This is a genomic window from Bartonella melophagi K-2C (genome assembly GCF_000278255.1).
In the GTDB taxonomy this organism is placed as follows: Bacteria; Pseudomonadota; Alphaproteobacteria; order Rhizobiales; family Rhizobiaceae; genus Bartonella; species Bartonella melophagi.
This window is the reverse complement of the sequence record NZ_JH725081.1, coordinates 134,597-156,390: the sequence shown is the minus strand read 5'-3', so window position 1 is coordinate 156,390 and position 21,794 is coordinate 134,597. Positions and strand designations below refer to the sequence as shown.

Sequence of the window (21,794 nt, the reverse complement as noted above, 5' to 3'; positions counted from 1 at the left end):
TTATTTAATGAATTGTTAACATTTTATCCTAGTCATGAATGGTTAGTGAAGAAAATAAGTTTTTTATTGGAAAATATTTATTTTTTTGTCAGACCGTTGAAAAGTCAAGAAAATATTTTCAGCGAAAGATAAAAAAGACCGCTCGAAAATAAGCGGTCTTAAGTATTAGTTATTAATTATCAATCTTTCTCTTGTTTTTTTAAGGCCACACCAAGAATGTCACCAAGAGAAGCACCAGAATCTGTTGATCCATATTGTGCTACTGCTTCTTTTTCTTCTGCAATTTCCAAGGCTTTGATGGATACTGACAGTTTCCGCGTTTTTTTATCGAATGCGGTGATACAAGCATCAACCTTTTGTCCAATAGCAAAACGTTCAGGGTTTTGTTCATCACGATCACGGGCTAAATCAGAACGGCGAATAGTTGTTTCAAGATTGTGATCAATTAATCTCACATCAATGCCATTTTCATTGATTCCAGAAACCTCGCAGGTCACAATAGTACCTTTACGTAATTCACCAGAGGCTACTGCTTCTCCAACTTTATCGCAGGAAAGTTGCTTAATTCCTAAAGAGATCCGTTCTTTTTCAACATCAACATCAAGAACAACAGCTTTAACGATATCGCCTTTGTTATAAGTCTCGATGACTTGTTCACCAGGACGGTTCCAATCAAGATCAGATAAGTGTACCATCCCATCGACATCACCTTCAAGGCCGATAAAAAGACCAAATTCTGTCTTATTTTTAACTTCACCCTCAATGTGTGAATTTACAGGAAATTTATTAGCAAAAGCCACCCATGGATTTTCACATGTTTGCTTTAAACCAAGGGAAATACGCCGTTTAGAAGCATCAATTTCAAGAACAACAACTTCTACTTCCTGTGATGTGGAAAGGAGTTTTCCAGGATGGATATTTTTCTTCGTCCAACTCATTTCAGAGACATGAATTAATCCTTCAATTCCTGGCTCAATTTCAACAAAACCACCATAATCAGTGATGTTCGTAACAGCACCTGTAATTTTCTTACCAACTGGATATTTGTCACTGATGCTATCCCAGGGGTCATTTTCAAGTTGCTTCATTCCAAGTGAAATACGGTGCGTATCCTGATTGATACGAATAATTTGAACTTTAATAGTTTGACCCATTGTAAGGATTTCAGATGGGTGATTAATACGCCGCCATGCCATATCGGTGACATGCAAAAGACCATCAATTCCACCAAGATCAACAAAGGCACCATAATCGGTAATGTTTTTAACCACGCCTTCAACAATTTGATTTTCTTCAAGATTTTGAACAATTTCTGAACGCTGTTCAGCACGGCTTTCTTCTAAGACAGTGCGGCGTGAGACAACAATATTACCACGACGACGATCCATTTTCAGAATTTCAAAAGATTGTGGATTGTGCATTAAAGGTGCAACATCACGGATAGGACGAATGTCAACTTGGCTGCGGGGCAAGAAAGCAATGGCACCATCAAGGTCGACTGTAAATCCACCTTTAACTTGGCTAAAAATAACTCCATCTACACGTGCACCGGCATTGAATTTTTCTTCAAGGCGAGTCCAGCTTTCTTCACGACGTGCTTTTTCGCGTGATAAAATAGCTTCACCCATTGCATTTTCAATGCGTTCAACATAAACTTCAACTTCATCACCAGCTTGCAAGGAATCGTCTTTACCTTTTGTGCCAAATTCCTTAAGTGGAATACGTCCTTCTACTTTAAGGCCAGCATCGATAATGACCATGTCTTTTTCGATTGCAATGACACGACCTTTCACAACGGATCCTTCAGTAAGATCATTAGTTTGAAAGGATTCCATTAAAAGAGCTTCAAAATCCGCTGTTGTGGGATTATATTGTGACATAAGAACTCCTAAATATATACCTTTATTTAAAGAGGTATAAGCGCTGGGTTAGTGTTAATATGGGGTAATTCCATGATTTCTTATCTTTAATACAGGAAAGAAAAATTAGCGCTAAGCTGGAATCACCAGGATGATTTTATTTAACTGTATGAGCTTTTATGACAGGATCAATAAAGGTACACATAGCTGTTAATGCTTCTTCTATACTCAATTCTGACGTGTCAAGCAAGTGGGCGTTTTTTGCTGGTTTTAAAGGGCTCTGTTTGCGGGTTAAATCACGTCTATCGCGTTGTTTAAGATTAGCAAGGATCTCATGATAATCTGCTTGTGCTCCTTTTTTTAAAATTTCTTGATATCGACGTTTTGCGCGTGTTTGAGCATTTGCAAAAACGTAGAATTTTATATTTGCGTCAGGGCAGACAATAGTGCCAATATCACGGCCATCAAGCACGCTGCCTGGCAGAGTTTTGGCAAAATTGCGTTGTTTTGTAACAAGAATTTCGCGTACAATTGGTATGGTTGCTATTTTTGAAGCCGCTTCGCCAATTTCCTGAGAAGTGAGAAGATTTGAATCTAAAGTGTTAAAATCAAGCTTTGTGGCGTATGTGATAGCACTAGTTTCATCATCAAGAGCCAGTCCTTGTTGCAAAAGAGCATACGCAACACCACGATAAGTTAGACCAGTGTCTAAATGGTGAAGATGATAATGGGTTGCAATTTTACGGGCTAATGTTCCTTTACCAGAAGCTGCTGGGCCATCAATTGCAATGACAAACGGTTTCAAAGAATTTGACCTCCAAGTTGGTACATTAAGGGGATAAACTCTGGAAAGCTTGTGGCAATCATTCGTGTATCATCGATGGTTACAGGTTTTTCTGATGCCAATCCAAAGACAAGAAAGCACATTGCGATTCGATGATCAAGATATGTTGTAACGCATCCACCTCCTAGGCCTTTTGTTGAGTTTTGCCCATGGACAATAAGGAAGTCTACACCTTCTTCACAATCTACATTGTTGATTTTTAATCCTTGGGCAATGGCAGAAAGCCTGTCTGATTCTTTAACGCGCAATTCTTCAATTCCTAGCATAGTTGTTTTACCTTCAGCAAAGGTTGCTGCTACTGCTAAAGCGGGATATTCATCAATCATTGATGGGGCTCGCTCTTTAGGTACAGTTACACCTTTTAATATTGATGACCTGACCCGTAGATCGGCAATATCCTCTCCGCCTGTTTGGCGTTGATTTAAAAGATCAATCTTAGCTCCCATTTCCCACAATGTTTGGATAAGACCGATTCTAGAGTTATTTATGAGAACATTTTCAATAGTGATATCGGAGTCTTCTACAAGAAGGGCTGCAATGAGTGGAAAAGCAGCAGAGGAAGGGTCACCTGGAACATTTATTATAGTTTGTCCAGTAAGATGTGGTTGGCCATTCAGATGAATGAAACGTGTACCTTTTTTGTCTGTTTCTATCTCAAGTTCAGCACCAAATGCTTTTAACATTTTTTCCGTGTGATCTCGGGTGAGGCTTGGTTCAATAACAGTGGTAATACCGGGAGTATTAAGACCTGCAAGAAGAATTGCTGATTTAACTTGGGCAGAAGCCATTGGTACACGATAATAAATCGGACTAGCCATTTTAGGACCATAAAGCGTTAAAGGCAAATGATCATCACACGTTGTTTCAACTGAAACGCCCATTAAACACAAAGGGTCAAGGATACGCTTCATTGGACGTTTAGATAGAGAAGAATCGCCAGTAAAAGTTGTTTTCATATGATAAGAACTGACCATTCCCATAATCAAGCGAGCGCTTGTTCCAGAATTTTTAAAATTTAAAGGTGTTTGCGCTTGCAAAAGGCAGCCATTCCCAGTTCCTCGAATGACCCAGAGATTATTTTCCTTACGAATATGTGCACCCATAGCTTGCATAGCAGCAGCTGTTTGCAAAATGTCATCGCTTTCAAGAAGCCCGTGAATATGTGTTTCACCATTTGCAAGCCCCCCTAATATGAGAGATCGATGAGAGATCGATTTATCGCCTGGTATTTTGATTGTACCAGAAAGATTGGTAGATTTTTGAGCTGTTGCGGGTATTGCGTTTTGCATAGAAGCTTTATTTAATTTTAATCTAAATTTTACAAAATTAAGTGTTCTTTAGCACACGCTTTAATAAACGTCATGAGAAAATCCGTGTGAAACGATGCATTTATCTTTGACAAATGCGTTGTTTTTCGCTTAAGCACCTTAAATTCGTTTTTAAATGAAATTGTAGCTAACCAAAGAGGCACGGTCCATGGCAAAACAGGAACTTGGAATCAAACGTGTTGACCCGGAAACGGGAAAGAAATTTTATGATCTTAATCGTGATCCTATTGTATCACCTTATACAGGGCTTTCTTATCCGCGCTCTTATTTTGAGGTTGCCGCAGCTGAAGCCAGTAGCGAAGAAGAAGTTGACACTGAAGAGCTGGATACAGCACTTGAAAAGTCTGCTTTTATGTTGCTGGAAGAAGATGTTGACGATTCTAAGGATGATGATCTCCCTATTTTGGAAGATGATGATATGGATCTCGGGGATGACGATGATACATTTTTATCACACACTGAAAGCGATGAGGATGACGATGTAACCGACATTATTGGTGGTAGTGTTCCAGATGATGATGGTACTTAAAAAAAACGAGAAGATTCAGCATTTGTTTTGTTGAAGACAAATTCCTCTTGATCTTCGATTTTTCTCGTTTTAGGAATTTTGTTAGATTGTTAATCTTCCTTTTGGGAAGAGAAGGTATCTTTTATGGGGCTATAGCTCAGCTGGGAGAGCGCTTGCATGGCATGCAAGAGGTCAGCGGTTCGATCCCGCTTAGCTCCACCAAAAAGGTCGGGGTGTTTTTCTCAATATAATGCAAATATTTAGAAAGAAGATTTATACATCGGTTGAGAGGTATCGTGGTTTTCGTGATAAATCTCTTTTTTAAGAGGTTTATTCAATAAGTTCGTAATATGTTTATCTTGCACTCATTCATTCTATGTCTTTTTGAATTTTTAACAGCCATAAAAATGAAAGTTTAATAAAAGCAAAATAAAATAAACTATTCATTAAACAAAAACTCTATTATTGCTCGAAGGCATTACAAAAAAGCCATTGATTGGATTATAATCTGTAATAAAAGATCTCAGGAGTAGCGAAAATTAGATCCATAAACTGGAAAATAGTGCTAACTTCATGATTCGTAATGCGCAGTTCATATCAAAATAGCAATGGGATTTGAATTTTGTCTTCAAGAAAAAAATAATAAAATCAATGCATTATAAATTCATGATTTAAAGTTTATTCATCATGAATTCAATTGATATTAGTTATTATTATTGTCTGGTTGTGCTTTTATTTAGTTCTTGTAAGTTATTGTTATATTTAATCAAAATTAAAAAAGTGATACATAGGATAATCTTATTGATTATGAACAAATAACAGCTGTTGAATTGAATTTTGTAAAGAATATTAGTCTTTTAGAGATTCAAATGCTTCAGTAGAACAATATTTTGTTTTTAGCGCTAAAATTCTTGTCTTTATAATTAGAGTGCAGCACAACAGAGAAGAATTTTAAATTATTCAAGGAAAGAAATAATGCCTTTTTATCGTTCAAGAACATCAACTCATGGACGCAATATGGCAGGGGCTCGTGGTCTTTGGCGTGCAACAGGAATGCAAGATACGGATTTTGGTAAGCCCATTATTGCAATTGCTAATTCTTTCACACAATTCGTGCCAGGGCATGTACATTTAAAAGATCTTGGGCAACTTGTTGCGCAAGAAATAGCTACCGCTGGTGGTGTTGCGAAGGAATTTAACACCATTGCTATCGATGATGGGATTGCTATGGGGCATGATGGAATGCTTTATTCTTTACCTTCCCGTGAAATTATTGCTGATTCTGTTGAATATATGGTCGATGCCCATTGTGCAGATGCTCTTGTTTGCATTTCCAATTGTGACAAAATTACGCCTGGTATGTTGATGGCTTCTTTACGGTTAAATATTCCAACAATCTTTGTTTCAGGTGGCCCTATGGAAGCTGGCAAGATTAAATGGAAAGATCAGGATATTACTGTTGATTTAGTTGATTCAATGATTGTTGCGGCTGATGATCGTAATTCAGAGGAAGAAGTTTCTAAAATGGAACGTGCCGCTTGTCCTACATGTGGCTCTTGTTCAGGCATGTTTACTGCCAATTCTATGAATTGTCTTACAGAAGCATTAGGGCTTTCTCTTCCTGGAAATGGATCGATGTTGGCTACACATGCAGATCGTCAGCGGCTTTTTGAAGAGGCAGGCCGACGTATCGTTACATTAACAAAACGTTATTATGAACAAGATGATAAGACAGTTTTGCCGCGTTCTATCGCTTCACGCAAGGCTTTTGAAAATGCAATGATTGTAGATATTTCTATGGGCGGATCAACTAATACTGTGCTGCATCTTTTAGCGGCAGCGCAAGAAGGCAAGGTGGATTTTACCATGGCTGATATTGACCGTCTTTCACGTCGTGTTCCTGTTTTGTGCAAAGTTGCACCTGCTGTTACTAATATTCATATGGAAGATGTTCATCGCGCTGGTGGTATTATGGGGCTTTTGGGTGAATTAGATGCAGCCGGACTTATCGATACATCAACTTACACGGTTCATGCACAAACGATGAAAGAAGCGCTGTGTCGGTGGAATGTGAAACAAACCAATGAAAAAAGCATTCATGAATTCTATCGTGCGGCACCAGGTGGTGTATCAACACAGATAGCTTTTAGCCAAGCATCTCGTTATGATACTCTTGATCTTGATCGTGAAAAAGGTGTTATCCGTGATATTGCACACGCTTATTCACAAGATGGAGGGTTGGCGGTTCTTTATGGGAACCTTGCACAAGATGGTTGTATTGTGAAAACGGCAGGTGTTGATCAGTCGATTTTAACTTTTAAAGGTCCTGGACGGATTTTTGAAAGTCAAGATTCAGCTGTTTTAGCAATCTTGTCCGATAAAATTAAACCAGGTGACATTGTTTTGATCCGTTATGAAGGTCCACGCGGTGGGCCTGGAATGCAAGAAATGCTCTATCCAACGAGTTATCTTAAATCTAAAGGATTAGGGAAGGTCTGTGCACTTATAACAGATGGTCGCTTTTCGGGGGGGTCGTCAGGGCTTTCTATCGGTCATGTTTCACCAGAAGCTGCGGAAGGAGGCACAATTGCTTTAGTGGAAGAGGGCGATATCATAGAGATTGATATTCCAAACCGCATCATTCATTTGATGGTTGATGATATTGAGATTATGCGCCGTCGTACCAAGATGGAAGAAAAAGGAAACACTGCTTGGCAACCGGTTGAAGAACGTAAGCGTAAAGTTTCAAAGGCTCTAAAAGCTTATGCAGCTATGACCACGTCTGCTGCTAAAGGCGCAGTTCGTAATATTTGATTTGAGTAAAAAATTGAGTTTAGTGAAGATAAGTGCAATTGACCAAAACTTTTATAATTTTTCGGATTGATCACTCATTGGTAAGAGGATCGTTATGAACTATTTTGATTAAAGTGTAGAGGGATCAAAAAATGTAAATGATGTAATTTTTGATTCCTGTAGTTTCTCTAAGTCATAGAGAGAGCAAAGAGTTATCCCAAACAATACTATAAATAAACTCTACTAAAATACCAAAAAAAAGATCTGCAGTTAAGGGATGAAATCAATTTACACTTAATCTATAAGTTATTGCTGATTGTAACAAAAAGCAATAATAATACAATGAGTTATAAGCATAAATGGGGAATGAATAGAGTGGTATATTTGAAGGTTATCTTGACAAGGTAAAAGTGTTTACCAAAGAAACTGATGCACCATAATACTGATAACTAAATCACTTAATGTTGTTGGTAAGGAAAAATCAGAAAAATAAAATTTACTTGTTAGATTTTAACGTTCCAAATAAAAAATTATGAATCCTAAAAGGAGAAAAATCAAAAGGATTTAAATCCAAATAAAGCTTTTTTAAAAAATATGCCTAAGTAAATGATAAGAAATCTTTCTACAGTTTATTAGAAAATTCATTGTGCATTCAGCTGCTTAAGGCGATAGAGCTCTTCTAACGCAGCCTTAGGTGATAATTCATCGGGATGGATATTATTTAAAGCTTCTTTAATTGCATAATATTTGTCTGTTTCTTCAGTTGTGGGCGATGTTATTTGAGGAGAAAATAGTGGTAAGTCATCAATTAATTTGTTTCCTTTTCCATTCATTTCACCTTTTTCTAATTGTTGTAGAACATCTGTAGCACGAGCGATAACTGCTGTGGGAAGTCCTGCAAGTTTTGCAACCTGTACACCATAGGATCGGTCAGCAGCTCCTTTAGTGACTTCATGCAGAAAGACCACATCACCATTCCAATTTTTGACTTTCATTGTTACATTATGAAGACGATTAAGTTTTTTAGTCAGTGCTGTCATTTCATGAAAATGTGTGGCAAGGATGGCACGACAGTGGTTTACCTCATGAAGATATTCAACCGCTGCCCAAGCAATTGAGAGGCCATCAAAGGTTGATGTTCCCCGCCCGATTTCATCAAGAATAACGAGAGAACGATTACTTGCGTGATTGAGAATGGTTGCTGTTTCAACCATTTCCATCATAAAAGTTGAACGCCCCCGTGCAAGATCATCAGAAGCACCAACACGACTAAACAAGCGGTCAACAACACCAATATGAGCTGAAGCAGCTGGAACAAAAGAGCCCATTTGTGCCATAATAGCAATGAGAGCATTTTGTCGTAAAAAGGTTGATTTTCCTCCCATGTTTGGGCCTGTTAATAACCAAATTGCTGCATATTGATGGTCTTGTTGTGTAGAGAGATCGCAATCATTAGCAACAAATGATTCTGTTGCTTGTTTTCGTAATGCTTGCTCTACAACGGGGTGACGTCCTCCAGTGATCTGAAAGGTAAGCGAATCGTCAATTTTGGGACGACAATATCCTTGTTCTTCAGCTAAGTGAGCTAAAGCAACAGATACATCTAAGACAGCAAGCGCTTCAGAAGCTTTACGAATGAAATCAACGTGTGCGGTAATTTCATTAACAAGTGTATCGAAGATTTCTAATTCAAGCGTTATTGCGTGGTTTGCTGCATGAGCGATACGGCTTTCAAGTTCAACAAGCTCTGTTGTGGTAAAGCGCATAGCACTTGCCATTGTTTGCCGGTGGATAAAACGTTCTTTTAATTGCGGGTTATTTGTGAGAGCTGAAGCTTGTAAATTTGTGACTTCAATGAAATACCCTAAAATGTTATTATGCTTAATCTTGAGTGTTTTTATATCTGTTTCTTGAGCATATTGTGCTTGAAGTTCAGCAATGATACGACGGGACTCGTCACGTAAACTGCGCGTTTCATCTAATTCTTGATGATAATTAGGACGAATAAAACCACCATCACGTTTAAGAAGAGGCAGATCATCAGCTAATGCTTTTTCTAATTGAACATGCAAAGCAATGGGTAAATGTGAGAATACTTCTCGTACATCATTTATTTCTTGAGGAGGCAATTCATTGCTCAGAAGCTGATTAAGTTCATTAATAATTTCAAAACCGCGCTGAATTGTGGCTATATCACGTGGTCCTCCTCGGCCAAGAGCTAAACGTGAAACTGCACGCGGCATATCTGCCCCTCCTTTCAAAATAAGACGAATAGCTTTTGCAAGGGAAGTATTGCTCAGAAAAAAGGCAATTGAATCAAGACGTTTATCAATGATTGCAGGAGTAGTAAGCGGGGAAATTAAGCGCTCAGCAAGAAGACGTGAACCACCTCCTGTGACAGTACGGTCGATAGTTTTTAGTAAGCTTCCATCGCGTTGTCCAGATGTGGTGCGAATAAGTTCAAGGTTAAGTCTAGTAGCTGCATCAATAAAAAGGGTGGCACTTTCATTTTGGCGCTCAGGTCGCATAAGAGGGGGGCGATGAGTGATTTGCGTTTTTTCAATATAACGGATGGCTGCTGCGATTGCTGAAAGTTCTGCAGGTGAATAGTCTGCAATGCCTTCAAGAGTTGATAGTTTAAAATAACTGCAAATATCATGTTCGGCGGTTATTGTATCAAAAAGACTAAGTGGTTGAGGTGAGACAATACGACCAAGAGCATTAAAGAGCGATTTTTGCGATGGATCATGGAAAAATGAGTCGGCTACGATCACTTCTTGTGGGTCTACGCACATGATATCTGTCAAAAGCTTTTCATGGTGACTTTGTGTAACACGAAATATGCCCGTGGAAATATCAATCCAAGCAAGGGCAAATTCTTTTCTATCATTGGTTCTAGTGCGAGCAAGTGTCATCAAATAATTTGCGCGCGTTGGATCAAGAAGCTTTTCTTCTGTTATGGTTCCAGGTGTAACAAGGCGTACGACATTACGCTGAACAACGGATTTTGAGCCGCGCTTTTTTGCTTCTGCAGGATCTTCTGTTTGTTCACATACAGCAACACGATAACCACAAGCGATAAGCTTTTGCAAATAATCATCTGCAGAATGAATAGGAACACCACACATGGGAATGTCTTCGCCTAAATGTTTGCCACGTGTTGTGAGAGTGATTCCTAAAGCTTGGGAAGCTTCAATTGCATCATTGAAGAATAATTCATAAAAATCACCCATACGATAAAAAAGGAGAGAATCGCTATTGACTGCTTTGATTTCTATATATTGCTCCATCATGGGTGTAAGGCGTTCTTGATGTGCAGTTGCAGACTGTGGGATTAAATTATTTTTATATTCAGTCTTTTCTGTCATTTTGACGTGCCCATTTCCTTTGATATAGGTTTTTACGCCCTTTTTTATTTACTTCAATGCAGATCTTCATTATCTCTAAATTGAAACGTATAGTAAATTGTCTATTTAATCAAAACATAGCGATTTTTAGCATATGAATCAAACTTTAAAATCAAATAATTGCACTCGTTAGTAAGCAGAATATATACTGTTTTTGGAGAAAAATAAGTAAGATGAAAAAAAATGAACAGGGTCAAAAAACGCATAAAAAAGCTTATAGTGCAAGCGAGCAAGAAGCTCTTGATTTTCATAGTCGTGGTCGGCCGGGAAAGCTTGAAATTGTTGCAACAAAGTCTATGGCAACTCAGCGTGATTTAGCACTTGCTTATTCGCCAGGTGTAGCGGTTCCGGTTAAAGAAATCGCTCACGATTCAGCACTGGCTTATAATTATACAGCAAAAGGCAATCTTGTTGCTGTTATATCAAATGGGACGGCAATCTTAGGTTTAGGGAATTTGGGGGCACTGGCATCTAAACCGGTGATGGAAGGAAAAGCGGTACTCTTTAAGCGTTTTTCAGATATCGATGCGATTGATTTAGAAATTGACACAAACGATACAGAAAGTTTTATCAATCTAGTGCGTCATTTGGAGCCATCTTTTGGCGGCATTAATCTTGAAGATATTAAGGCACCTGATTGCTTTATTATCGAAAGCTGTTTGCGCGAGATAATGAACATTCCTGTTTTTCATGATGATCAACATGGAACAGCAGTTATCGTAGCTGCTGGTGTTCTCAATGCTTTGCATTTAACTGGGCGTGATATGAAGAGTACGCGGTTAATTTGCAATGGCGCTGGTTCTGCGGGGATTGCTTGTATTGAACTCATCAAAGCAATGGGTTTTCGGCCTGAAAATATTATATTATGTGACACTAAAGGCGTTGTCTATGAAGGTCGTGAAGAGGGGATGAATCAGTGGAAGTCTGCTCATGCTACAAAAACAGATAAACGTACTCTTGCCGAAGCAATGGAAGGGGCTGATATATTTTTCGGAGTTTCAGTTAAAGGTGCACTAACCCGTGGAATGGTCAAGTCAATGGCTCCACGGCCGATCATTTTTGCTATGGCCAATCCCGATCCCGAAATTACACCTGAAGAGGTTATGCAAGTACGTGATGATGCTATTATAGCAACAGGTCGATCAGATTATCCCAATCAAATTAATAATGTTCTTTGTTTCCCGTATATATTTCGCGGGGCGCTTGATGTGCGTGCGACAGTTATTAATGAAAGTATGAAGATTGCTGCAGCGAGAGCTATTGCTGGTTTAGCACATGAGGATGTGCCAGATAGCGTTGCAGAAGCTTACCATGGCAATCGGCTAAAATTTGGCCCAAACTATATTATTCCCGTTCCATTTGATCCACGTTTGCTTACAGTTGTTTCAATTGCAGTGGCAAAAGCAGCAATGGAGAGTGGTGTTGCAAGGAAGCATATTGATGATTTAGAGGCTTATGAGCGTGATTTAAATGCTAGGCGCGATCCTATTGCATCCACGATGCGTGGTGTTTACAATCGTGTTCGTCAAGCGCCAAAACAAATTGTTTTTGCAGAAGGCGAAGAAGAACAAGTGATGCGCGCAGCTGTTTCTTATGTTCATCAAAAATTGGGTAAAGCAATTTTGATTGGTCGTGAAGAACAGATTAAAGGTACTGCTGCTGTTGCTGGAATTGATCTTGAACGTGAAGGTATTTCTATTGTTAATGCTAAACTATCCGATTATACGGATGCTTATGCTGATTATCTTTATAAAAAAATGCAGCGCCAAGGTTGGTTGTTGAGGGACTGTCATCGCCGCATTAATAATGATCGCAATTATTTTGCCGCTTGTATGGTAGCATTGGGCCATGCTGATGTGATGATTACAGGGGTAACACGAAATTATGAAACAGCTTTAATGGATATACGCCGGGTAATTGATGAGAAACCAAAAGAACGGTTGCTTGGTATCTCAATGGCTATTTGTCGTGAGCGGACTGTGTTTATTGCTGATACAGCTATTTATGAACATCCTAGCGCTGAAGAACTTGCCGACATAGCTGAACAAACTGCTTCTTTTGTTCGTGGATTGGGATATCAGCCACGGGTAGCATTTTTAGCATTCTCTACCTTTGGGTATATGAAAGGGCAGATTACTCAGCATATCCAGGATGCTGTTAATCTTTTGTGTGAACGTAAGGTTGATTTTGAGTTTGATGGAGAAATGAGTGCCGATGTAGCACTCAATCCGAAACTGATGCAGCAATATCCTTTTATGAAGTTAACAGAGCCTGCTAATATTTTGATTATGCCTGGATATCATTCATCTTCAATTGCAAGTAAAATGTTACAAGAGCTTGGCCAAGCAACTATTATTGGTCCCATTTTAATTGGGTTAAAAAAATCTGTCCAAATTGTGCCGTTTAGTGGACACGACACAAATATTGTCAATATTGCAACCCTGGCGGCTTATCATGCAGCAAAAATTATTTGAGAGAAAAAAACTGAAATTTTAAGATCTTTTTGATATTGAAAAACCAAAAATAGATCGCATCTGTTTTGAAACTCTTTTTAAGATGATTGTGTTGAGTTGTTTTTTTGTTCTTCAGCAATGCGCTTTTGAAATAAAGCTGTAAAATCGATAGGATCGATACGCAAGGGCGGAAAACCACCATTGTGAGTGGCATCAGATATGATTTGCCGAGCAAAGGGAAACAAAAGACGGGGGCATTCAATAAAGACCAATGGCATAACGTGTTCTTGTGGAAGATTTTTAATATGGAAAATGCCACCATAAATCAACTCTACATGAAATAATATTTCAGCATCATCAAAGGCTTTGACTGAAAGTGATAAGGTTACATCATAATTATCATTACCAGCTGGGTTGGCATCAACATTTATGTTAATATCAATTTGCGGTGCTTTTTCTCGCGGACGCAATGACTGAGGGGCGTTTGGATTTTCGAATGAAAAATCTTTTAAATACTGAGTCAATACAGCAAAAACTGGCCCTGCGTTTTTATTTTTTATTTCACCTTCGGCCATATTAAATACCTTTCATATGGAATGCATATATTTTTCAGGTTTCAAAATAAAGTGGTTACCATGCTTTGTGCAAGGTTACAAGAAACGTTCTTTTGTCTTTGTTATTTTTTGGTTTGTTGTCGCTTTTTTATATTTTAATGATCATCATTTATACGCCAAGGAGATTCTTTGATATTATAGCTTTGATAATCTTCTGCGTTAAGCTCAATTATTTTTTCAGATTTATTTTGGGTATTGGCACTGGTTTTAGCATTAATTTTATTTTTTAATGATAAAAAAAGGAAACGGACAAACGTACGTATAGGTTTTATAAGGAGTGATATTCCAAAAATATCGCTTACAAAACCAGGAAAAATAAGTAAAATCGCACCAATAATAATGAGAACATCATCAGCTGTATAATATTCTGACATAGTCCCTTGGATAAGTTCTCGTTGTATATTTTTTAAAAGGCTAATACCCTGAATACGTAATAAAATACTTCCAATTATCATTGTTAAAAGGATTAAGCTTAAAGTTGCTAAAATTCCTATTTCATTCCCAATAACAATAAAACTGGCAATTTCGATAAAAAGAACGCTAAGGACAATAACCACAAAAAAGTGAGGCTTTATATGATAGAATTTTGTCACACGAAACTTCCCTTCTCAAGATTTTTTATAGGAAAACTTATATAGTGTCGTTTCAACTTAAATTAGAGACCATAAACACTATTTGAATGGTAGATTTATTTAATTTATATATTTATTGATAAATAATATTAACTGCAATGTTTATTGCAGATCACTTTAAGTTTGGAGATTGACAGCACCCATGGAATTTGACGTTGTACTTGTAATAGCTCTTGTTATTATGGTTGTTGTTTTTATGCAACTGCGTAATGTATTAGGAAAGCGGACTGGTTTTGAAAGACCTCCCTTTGATCCTTATTCTGGTTGTTCTAAAAAGCAGATTGAAACAGAAACAGTCGATCATAGTCTTTCGTTTCCTCATCAGGCTAACGCACGAAAGAAAGATTTTAGCGAAATTGATGCAATTGCACCAGAAGGGAGCGCATTGAATGATGGTTTGCGGGTTATCTGTCAGGCTGATTCTAATTTTTCTCCTCAATTTTTTATCAACGGTGTTCAAATTGCTTATGAGATGATTATGATAGCTTTTGCGCAAGGCGATCGTGATCAGCTTAAAAAGTTGCTTTCTCAGAATGTTTTTGAGAGTTTTTGTGCAGCGATTGAGCAGCGTGAAAAGAGGAAGGAGAAGGTCGAGTTTACTTTTGTTGGGATTAATAAAGTTGAATTTGTTGCAGCAGAAATGCAAAAAAGTGAAGAGTTTTTAACTGTGCGTATTGTTAGTGAAATTATTTCTGTAACTTATAATAAGCAAGACGAATGTATAGATGGTGATCCTGAAGCTATTGTAGAAATTAAAGATGTTTGGACTTTTGTTCGCAACAGTTTATCACAAGACCCAAATTGGAAACTTTTCGCGACAGAAGATGGAGATTAAAACGATTGTTCGTTTATTTGAGTTTTTTAAATTGAATTCAAGGAAAATTGCAGGGTCAAAATGGCTAGAGGTCAAGAGGAGGAGGGGCATAAGTTATTGGTGTTAGAAGATAGCCTTTTGTGGGAGAAGGTTTGTCGTACTACGATACCACTTCATGATAGAAGCTTTCCTTTGATAAGAGAAGATGTTGGAAATACTAAACGTAAGAAACTGCAAGCAGAACATGTTCTTTCATTTTCTCAACAACATCAAAAACAATTAGCAATGGTTAAAAATAGTAGAGGGATGATAGAACAAACAGAAAAAATATATCTTTTCGATCATGCAACACATCGTAAAATTGCAAAGGGTCATTATCCTATTGAAGCATATATTGATCTTCATGGTTTTATACAGGATGAAGCCTATTTTTTCTTAAAAAAATTTCTACAATCATCTCAACAACATGGATTGCGCTATGTTTTAGTGATTACAGGAAAAGGCCAATCACATGGAAGTAATGGCGTTCTATGTCAGTATGTTCCTTATTGGTTATCAACACCAATTTTTAGGTATTATATTCATGCTTTTGAGAAAGCTTCCCATCAGCATGGTGGAAATGGCGCACTTTATATCCGGTTACGTAGTTTACGTAAGGGGAAATAATTATGATGCTGTGTTTAGCGAAATTGTGCAAATCATGTTTATTGTTGAATTAAGAAGAAACAGCTTTTCTTTGTTATAAGTAGAGGTCATTCGTGTTCTGTTTCAGAAAATTCTTGTGGTTTGAAATAATAGACTGTTGAACAAAATTCACATGTGACTGAAATTTGTTGGTTTTCGACTATTTGAGCGCGTTCTTCAGTAGAAAATTTATCTAATATCGTTTTAATTTTTTTACGCGAGCAGGAACATCGAGCCACAATAGGAAAGGCTTTAAAAACTGTAACGCCTTGTTCATGAAAAAGGCGAAACAATAACCGTTTAGGACCAATTTGAGGGGCTGTAAGTTCTTCATTTTCAATGGTTTTAGTGAGTACTTTAACTTCTTGCCATTGATCTTTAAGTTGGGCATGAGTTTTGGTTTCTTTTACTTGTCTATGTACTATATGCGTTTTATGATGGGGTAATGCTTGAGGCAAAAGTTGGGTTAAAATACCCCCTGCTCGCCAGGTTTTTGTTAATTTTCCTTGGTGATCATGATTAATTAACATGGCGACTGCCAAACGGATATCTGTGGAGATTTGTTCTGATTGATCAAAATAAGTACAGGCAACCTCTTGTAGATTTGATCCATCTAACGCGACAATTCCTTGATAGCGTTTCGTATGGGAGCCTTGATCGATGGTAAATGCCAAGGTTCCTTTGCCAAGCAGCATTTCTGAAGATGTTTGACCATTGGTTATTGCTTGTTTTAAATTTTTTTCATCAAAGCGAGCGTAACCACGCAGCTGAGAGGGAGTAGTAAAGTCACACACCAGCATATTTACTGGTCCATTAGAGTGAGTTTGTAAAATAAATTTCCCTTTAATTTTGAGTGATGTTCCGAGCAAAACGGTTAAAACCAAAGCTTCTGCCAAAAGATAAGAGACAGGTTCAGGATATTGATGACTTGTAAGAATAGAATTTACAGCTTCTCCAAGTTGTACAATACGTCCACGCACGTCAAGTCCTTCAACTTGAAAGGGAATGACAGTATCATCTCCATTCAAGAAGACGTCATTAGAATAAGTTTCGTTATTGTTTTTTTTGCTTTCAGCGTTCATGTCTTTGACTTTTTATGATTTTGAATAAATTATTGTGCAGAGAAAAATGCGTCATGTAAACACTAAGCAAGAATCGTTTTTTGGGTATGAAGACGATTTCCAGCTTCATCAAAAACGACAGAATGCGGTCCATCAATTCAATATCTACGACTTCTTCGTCACGATGAGCAGGAAGACAATGCATAAAAAGAGCTGTCACTTCAATTAAGGAATGAAGAACATTATTACTGTCTCCCCATCCAAGCAAATATTTTGCCGGAAATTGATCCACGATGTTCTTCATAAGTAAGAATATCTGTTAGAATTTAGCAAGGATGTGTATCATCTGTGAGGGCGTTAATGACAGGAATTTGGGCATGTTGTGCTAATTCGAACATTCGATGGTGTGTTGTAGTCCTTAGTGTAATGATGTTTACAAAATGCGATAATACTCGTGCTGTATCAGTAATGATTTCACTGTGACTGAGTTGCATCTCTGCACTAGTTAACATAAGCGTTTCTTCACCAACTCTTGCATTCCAATATCAAATGAAATGCGAGTGCGTGTAGACGGTTTTTAAAAATCATTACTAATGTTTTACCAACAAAGGATTTTGAATTTTGTTCTGCTTTAAAAGTTGTTTTAAGGATTGCAGCATAATCGATAATAGCGCGTGCTATTTGCGGGGTTAAAATGGATAAGTCAGTAAAATGGCGAAGAGCATTTGTCATGAGATTACATGTATTTTTTATGAGTTTGAAAGGTGAGCAATTGCTTTTTCAATACGATGCAGACCTTCACGTATTTCTTCTTCAGTTATGATGAGAGGAGGTAAGAAACGCACAAAATTGTTGCCGGCACTAACACTTAAAATATGTTCATTTTCTAATGCGGTGATGACATCATTTTGGGGGACGATACACTGGATACCTATCATAAGGCCTTTTCCTTGAACTGAGCAAATAACATCAGGATAAGTTTCAAGAATAGTTAAAAGCCCTTGTTTTAGTTGATGCGCTACGTGTTGAACATGGTTAAGAAAACCAGGCTCTGACACAACATCAAGAACACTATTGCAAACAGCCATACCAAGAAGATTGCCTCCAAAAGTTGAACCATGGGTTCCCGGTGTCATGCTTTTTGCGGCTTTATCTGTTGCAAGGCAAGCCCCTAATGGAAAGCCACCACCCAGCCCTTTTGCTAGAGTGAGAATATCAGGTGCAATATCACTCCATTCATAAGCGAAAAGTTTACCTGTTCGTCCAATACCAGTTTGAACTTCGTCTAAAATCAATAACAGATCATTTTCATCACATAGTTTGCGTAAAAGCTTTAGAGTTTCAAGAGGTACTACTCGAAGCCCCCCTTCTCCTTGAATGGGTTCAATAAGGATGGCTGCAGTATTTTTATTAATGGCACTATGTAAAGCTTTTTCATTCCCAAAGGGAATTTGAATAAAACCACTTACTTTAGGACCAAAACCTTCAAGATATTTTTCTTGTCCGCTAGCAGAAAGTGTTGCAAGTGTACGGCCATGAAATGCATCTTCAAAAGTAATAATTTCAAAACGTTCTGGTTGACCATTTGCATAGTGAAAATGTCGGGCAGTTTTAAATGCACACTCTAATGCTTCTGCACCAGAGTTACAGAAAAAAACTTTGTCAGCAAAGCTATCTGCACAAAGACGTGTAGCAAGTGCTTCTTGTTCAGGTGATTGAAAAAGATTGGAAATATGCCAAAGTTTTTCAGACTCTATTTTAAGAGCGTTGATTAGTTTTGGATGAGCATATCCTAAAACATTGACAGCAACGCCAGATGTAAAATCAAGATAACGCTCTCCTTTATCGGAAATAAGCCATACACCATTGCCTTGTTTAAAACACAAATTACGTCGAGCAAAACTATTATAAAGTGATTGTGTAGAGGTGCTTCCCATCATTATTTCCTTTATTTCTTAAGCACCGCAATCTGATGAATAAAATAATACTACGCTTATCAATGCAATGTAATCGGTACTTCAAAATTATTGATAAACTATCGCGCCAATTCATAAAAAGTCAATTAAGGTTTCTAAAGGTATGTTTACATGAAAAGGTCAGAGCAAAAGAAAGAATTTTGTCTATGATTGATTCGCAAGTTGGGGAAAACTTTTTAAAAAAACATTTCAGAAGGCAAAGGCTCTTGTCATAGAGTCAGTGCATATTATAGTCTAAATAAGCAAACGAAATTGTATTTACGTTTGTAAATTTACGGATCAAAAGGGATCTTTTTGCGCTTGATTTTAAAATATAAAAATTTGTGTAAAATAAAGTTAAGACATTTGAAAATGCGATAAAGATGCATTTCAATGATATAATCAGAAAGGAGTTCTTGTATGGGCTGGACATGTGAACGCGTTGAACTTCTTAAGAAGTTTTGGAGTGAGGGTCTAAGTGCAAGTCAGATCGCAGCTCAACTAGGTGGGGTTAGCAGAAATGCAGTGATCGGTAAAGTACATCGGCTAAAATTACCAGGGCGTGGTAAAACAACACCTGTAATATCGCGTGTACAAAAAACATCAACAGGTGTTGGTTCATTGATACCACGAATGCGCCGCACTGCATCCTCTGTAGTTCCAGAAAATGCTATTTCTTGCAGTGTTGGAGCTACAGCTTTGAAAATGGATTTTATAACTGAGGATATGGCAGCAGTTGATGTTCTAGAGCAATCAAAAGTGGTTGTTCCTATTTCACGTCATCTTAATCTTTTGCAACTAAGTGAAAATACATGTAGATGGCCAGTCGGAGATCCTTTGTCATCAGATTTTCATTTTTGTGGTGCTGATTCTGGTGAAGGCAACCCTTATTGCGCTTTTCATGCCAAAATAGCGTTTCAACCAATATCAGAAAAACGGCGAGTAAGAATATAATTAAGGTGTTATCCTATATCAGAGTTTGTATTTTATAGTGAATTTTAGTTAAAAAAGTGAAAAATTATTTTTTAAATCTGGATCTTATAAAAGAGATTTTTTGTGAAGATATATATTTAAATAGATGTGACATTTTTATTTGAATCTTTAGGGTTCAAATTTCACTTTTCGTGATTATTCAAATAATAATACACATTGGTGCGTGTATAAAGCACCAAAAGAGTAAAATTGTTTATTTGGGTGAAATAAATAATTTATCGTTAGAAGATTCTTTGACAGTTATAGCTTTTTCTATTTTTGGCAGAATTTCTTTTTGATAAATTTGCCATGTTAAAGGGCCAATATGCCTGGCAATGATGATGCTTTCTTTATCCAGAACAAAGGTTTCCGGTGGTCCATATACGCCCCAGTTAATGGCTGTATGGTTTGACACATCAAAACCGATAAGTTTAAAAGGATTGCCAAAATGAGTTAAAAAACGTTTGGCATTTTCTTTGTTATCTTTAAAATTAATTCCGATAAGATTAAAATGATAATCTTTTGCGATTTTCATAAGGACGGGATGTTCTTCACGGCAGGGTGGGCACCAAGATCCCCAAAAGTTAATTAATGTTATGCGTCCTTTAAACTGTTCTGAATTTAAATAATCGTCTTTGTTTAACAAGGGAAGATTAATTTTGGGAGCTGGTTTTCCAATTAATATATTTTTTGAGGTGAGGGAGGGATTGTTGGAGTGTTTGTTTTTTATAGAGCTAAAGAGCAGTAAGATCAGGAGAAGAAAGAGCAAAAATGGTGCAAGCAGGCCAAATAAAATAGGTAAAGATATACTTTTTTTACATTTGGATGGAGTTGTTTTCATCGCATTTTTCTTCCAAAATAAGCTCTTTTGCTTGTAGTTGTTGCAAGATTTTTCTTTGATGTGCTCCTTTACGGAGAATATGCCCAATAAAACAAAGGAGAGTAATTGCAGAAAGCATGTAACTTAAAATGACAGTTTGTTCATGATGAAGAGTGCCAAGGAGAAAATCAATGCGCTGAGAAAAATTTTCTAAAAGTTTATTTTGCATATTATTTGAGTTAGGCATGGTAAAGCAGTTTTAATGTTAAATGCGACGGGTTATTTTAGTTTGGAGTGCTTGAATATGGCGACGAGTAATTTCATTTTGCATGGCCATTAAGTTTAATAAGATAAATAGAAGAGTAAAACAAAACATCATAGTTATAAGTGGCCATAGCATGGAGCCGTCAATTGTTGTGCCACCTGAACGTAAAAGTGATGCTGATTGATGAAGCGTATTCCACCAATTGACGGAAAATTTAATAATGGGGATATTAACTAATCCAACCAGTGTTAAAATCGCTGTAGCACGTGCAGCTTTTACTTGGTTATCAAAAGCACGAGCGAGCGTGATAATAGCAAGATAAATAAAGAATAAGATTAAAACTGATGTTAATCTAGCATCCCATACCCACCAGGTTCCCCACGTGGGGCGTCCCCAAAGGGCTCCTGTCATTAAGGCTAAAGCTGTAAAGACTGCTCCAATGGGAGCACTACATTTGAGTGCTATATCAGCAAGACAATTATTCCAAATCAGGCTGCTTAGTGCAGCGGCACTCATTATAATGTAGCAAATTGTAGATAGCCACGCAAAAGGTACATGAATATACATAATCCTAACAGTAATACCTTGTTGATAGTCATCGGGAGAATGTATAACAAGAGCTAATCCTAAGATAAGAAAAAGCACTGTTGCGCTGGTTAACCAAGGTAAAACAGCACTGCTGATTTCCATAAAACGAGTTGAATTTATGAGGAAAAGCTTCGTATTTTTTTGACGTAATAATTCATTCATAAGTTTATAATAAGCAAACTTTAGTTTTGCAGCAA

The 21,794-nt window shown here is 37.4% G+C and carries 17 protein-coding genes, 1 tRNA gene and 1 pseudogene; 7 read left to right on the top strand and 12 right to left on the bottom strand.

All coding sequences use genetic code 11. The annotated features are described in order from the left end of the window. Positions 1-179: 179 nt before the first annotated feature. The 3 genes from rpsA to aroA all read right to left on the bottom strand — a co-directional run bounded on the left by rpsA (position 180) and on the right by aroA (position 3,992). The gene (gene rpsA, locus ME3_RS00650) at positions 180-1,880 is read right to left on the bottom strand and encodes a 30S ribosomal protein S1 (protein WP_007476162.1); all 1,701 of its coding nucleotides are present in this window, start codon (positions 1,878-1,880) and stop codon (positions 180-182) included. A 136-nt stretch (positions 1,881-2,016) separates the two neighbouring features. After that, positions 2,017-2,664 carry a (d)CMP kinase gene (gene cmk, locus ME3_RS00645; protein ID WP_007476160.1) on the bottom strand — a complete coding sequence of 216 codons (648 nt, stop codon included), beginning with the start codon at positions 2,662-2,664 and terminating at the stop codon, positions 2,017-2,019. Next, complete coding sequence (gene aroA, locus ME3_RS00640) at positions 2,661-3,992, bottom strand: 3-phosphoshikimate 1-carboxyvinyltransferase (RefSeq protein ID WP_007476158.1); 1,332 nt, start codon at positions 3,990-3,992, stop codon at positions 2,661-2,663. Before aroA ends, cmk begins: the two co-directional genes overlap by 4 nt. A 187-nt stretch (positions 3,993-4,179) precedes the next feature. On the opposite strand from aroA, the gene ME3_RS00635 reads away from it, so the two are divergent. The 3 genes from ME3_RS00635 (at position 4,180) to ilvD (ending at position 7,353) form a co-directional block, all read left to right on the top strand. After that, on the top strand, positions 4,180-4,560 hold the full coding sequence (locus tag ME3_RS00635; RefSeq protein WP_007476156.1) for a TIGR02300 family protein: 381 nt from the start codon (positions 4,180-4,182) through the stop codon (positions 4,558-4,560). A gap of 125 nt (positions 4,561-4,685) precedes the next feature. Beyond that, a tRNA-Ala gene (locus tag ME3_RS00630) sits at positions 4,686-4,761 on the top strand. Positions 4,762-5,514: 753 nt separating this feature from the next. After that, on the top strand, positions 5,515-7,353 hold the full coding sequence (ilvD, locus tag ME3_RS00625; RefSeq protein WP_007476154.1) for a dihydroxy-acid dehydratase: 1,839 nt from the start codon (positions 5,515-5,517) through the stop codon (positions 7,351-7,353). A gap of 620 nt (positions 7,354-7,973) precedes the next feature. Here ilvD and mutS read toward each other — a convergent pair. Beyond that, positions 7,974-10,700, bottom strand: coding sequence for a DNA mismatch repair protein MutS (mutS, locus tag ME3_RS00620; RefSeq protein WP_007476152.1), 2,727 nt, complete (start codon positions 10,698-10,700; stop codon positions 7,974-7,976). 212 nt (positions 10,701-10,912) lie between these two features. Here mutS and ME3_RS00615 point away from each other — a divergent pair, with 212 nt between their 5' ends. Continuing rightward, positions 10,913-13,213 carry an NADP-dependent malic enzyme gene (locus ME3_RS00615; protein ID WP_007476150.1) on the top strand — a complete coding sequence of 767 codons (2,301 nt, stop codon included), beginning with the start codon at positions 10,913-10,915 and terminating at the stop codon, positions 13,211-13,213. A gap of 77 nt (positions 13,214-13,290) precedes the next feature. On the opposite strand, the gene secB is transcribed toward ME3_RS00615, so the two are convergent. Next, entirely contained in the window at positions 13,291-13,767 is a 477-nt protein-coding gene (secB, locus tag ME3_RS00610) for a protein-export chaperone SecB (protein ID WP_007476148.1), read from the bottom strand. A 134-nt stretch (positions 13,768-13,901) separates the two neighbouring features. Then, positions 13,902-14,399, bottom strand: a complete 498-nt coding sequence (locus ME3_RS00605; RefSeq protein ID WP_007476146.1) for an FxsA family protein — start codon at positions 14,397-14,399, stop codon at positions 13,902-13,904. A 181-nt stretch (positions 14,400-14,580) separates the two neighbouring features. Here ME3_RS00605 and ME3_RS00600 point away from each other — a divergent pair, with 181 nt between their 5' ends. Together ME3_RS00600 and ME3_RS00595 are read left to right on the top strand one after the other, a co-directional pair. Beyond that, positions 14,581-15,273 (top strand): Tim44/TimA family putative adaptor protein, encoded by a 693-nt coding sequence (locus ME3_RS00600; protein ID WP_007476145.1) that lies wholly within the window; start codon positions 14,581-14,583, stop codon positions 15,271-15,273. A 60-nt stretch (positions 15,274-15,333) separates the two neighbouring features. Continuing rightward, positions 15,334-15,918, top strand: coding sequence for a Smr/MutS family protein (locus tag ME3_RS00595; protein ID WP_007476144.1), 585 nt, complete (start codon positions 15,334-15,336; stop codon positions 15,916-15,918). Between the two features lie 86 nt (positions 15,919-16,004). Here the strand turns inward: ME3_RS00595 and ME3_RS00590 are convergent, their stop codons facing one another. From ME3_RS00590 to ME3_RS00580, 3 genes and pseudogenes are all read right to left on the bottom strand, one after another. After that, on the bottom strand, positions 16,005-17,018 hold the full coding sequence (locus ME3_RS00590; RefSeq protein WP_007476143.1) for an Hsp33 family molecular chaperone: 1,014 nt from the start codon (positions 17,016-17,018) through the stop codon (positions 16,005-16,007). Between the two features lie 62 nt (positions 17,019-17,080). Beyond that, positions 17,081-17,729 (bottom strand): annotated as a pseudogene (locus ME3_RS00585) (Rossmann-fold NAD(P)-binding domain-containing protein). A 17-nt stretch (positions 17,730-17,746) separates the two neighbouring features. Then, a complete protein-coding gene (locus ME3_RS00580; protein ID WP_007476139.1) occupies positions 17,747-18,934 on the bottom strand; it encodes an aspartate aminotransferase family protein in 1,188 nt (395 codons plus the stop codon). Between the two features lie 438 nt (positions 18,935-19,372). Between ME3_RS00580 and ME3_RS00575 the strand changes: the two genes are divergently transcribed. Then, entirely contained in the window at positions 19,373-19,906 is a 534-nt protein-coding gene (locus ME3_RS00575; RefSeq protein ID WP_007476138.1) for a GcrA family cell cycle regulator, read from the top strand. Positions 19,907-20,138: 232 nt separating this feature from the next. On the opposite strand, the gene ME3_RS00570 is transcribed toward ME3_RS00575, so the two are convergent. Genes ME3_RS00570 through ME3_RS00560 form a run of 3 tightly spaced genes read right to left on the bottom strand, consistent with a single transcriptional unit; the run spans position 20,139 to position 21,759 of the window. Next, complete coding sequence (locus ME3_RS00570; RefSeq protein WP_007476136.1) at positions 20,139-20,765, bottom strand: DsbE family thiol:disulfide interchange protein; 627 nt, start codon at positions 20,763-20,765, stop codon at positions 20,139-20,141. Continuing rightward, the gene (gene ccmD, locus ME3_RS00565; RefSeq protein WP_007476134.1) at positions 20,740-20,991 is read right to left on the bottom strand and encodes a heme exporter protein CcmD; all 252 of its coding nucleotides are present in this window, start codon (positions 20,989-20,991) and stop codon (positions 20,740-20,742) included. The genes ME3_RS00570 and ccmD overlap by 26 nt, the downstream gene beginning before the upstream one ends. Before the next feature lie 18 nt (positions 20,992-21,009). Beyond that, entirely contained in the window at positions 21,010-21,759 is a 750-nt protein-coding gene (locus ME3_RS00560; RefSeq protein ID WP_007476132.1) for a heme ABC transporter permease, read from the bottom strand. Between the last annotated feature and the right edge of the window lie 35 nt (positions 21,760-21,794).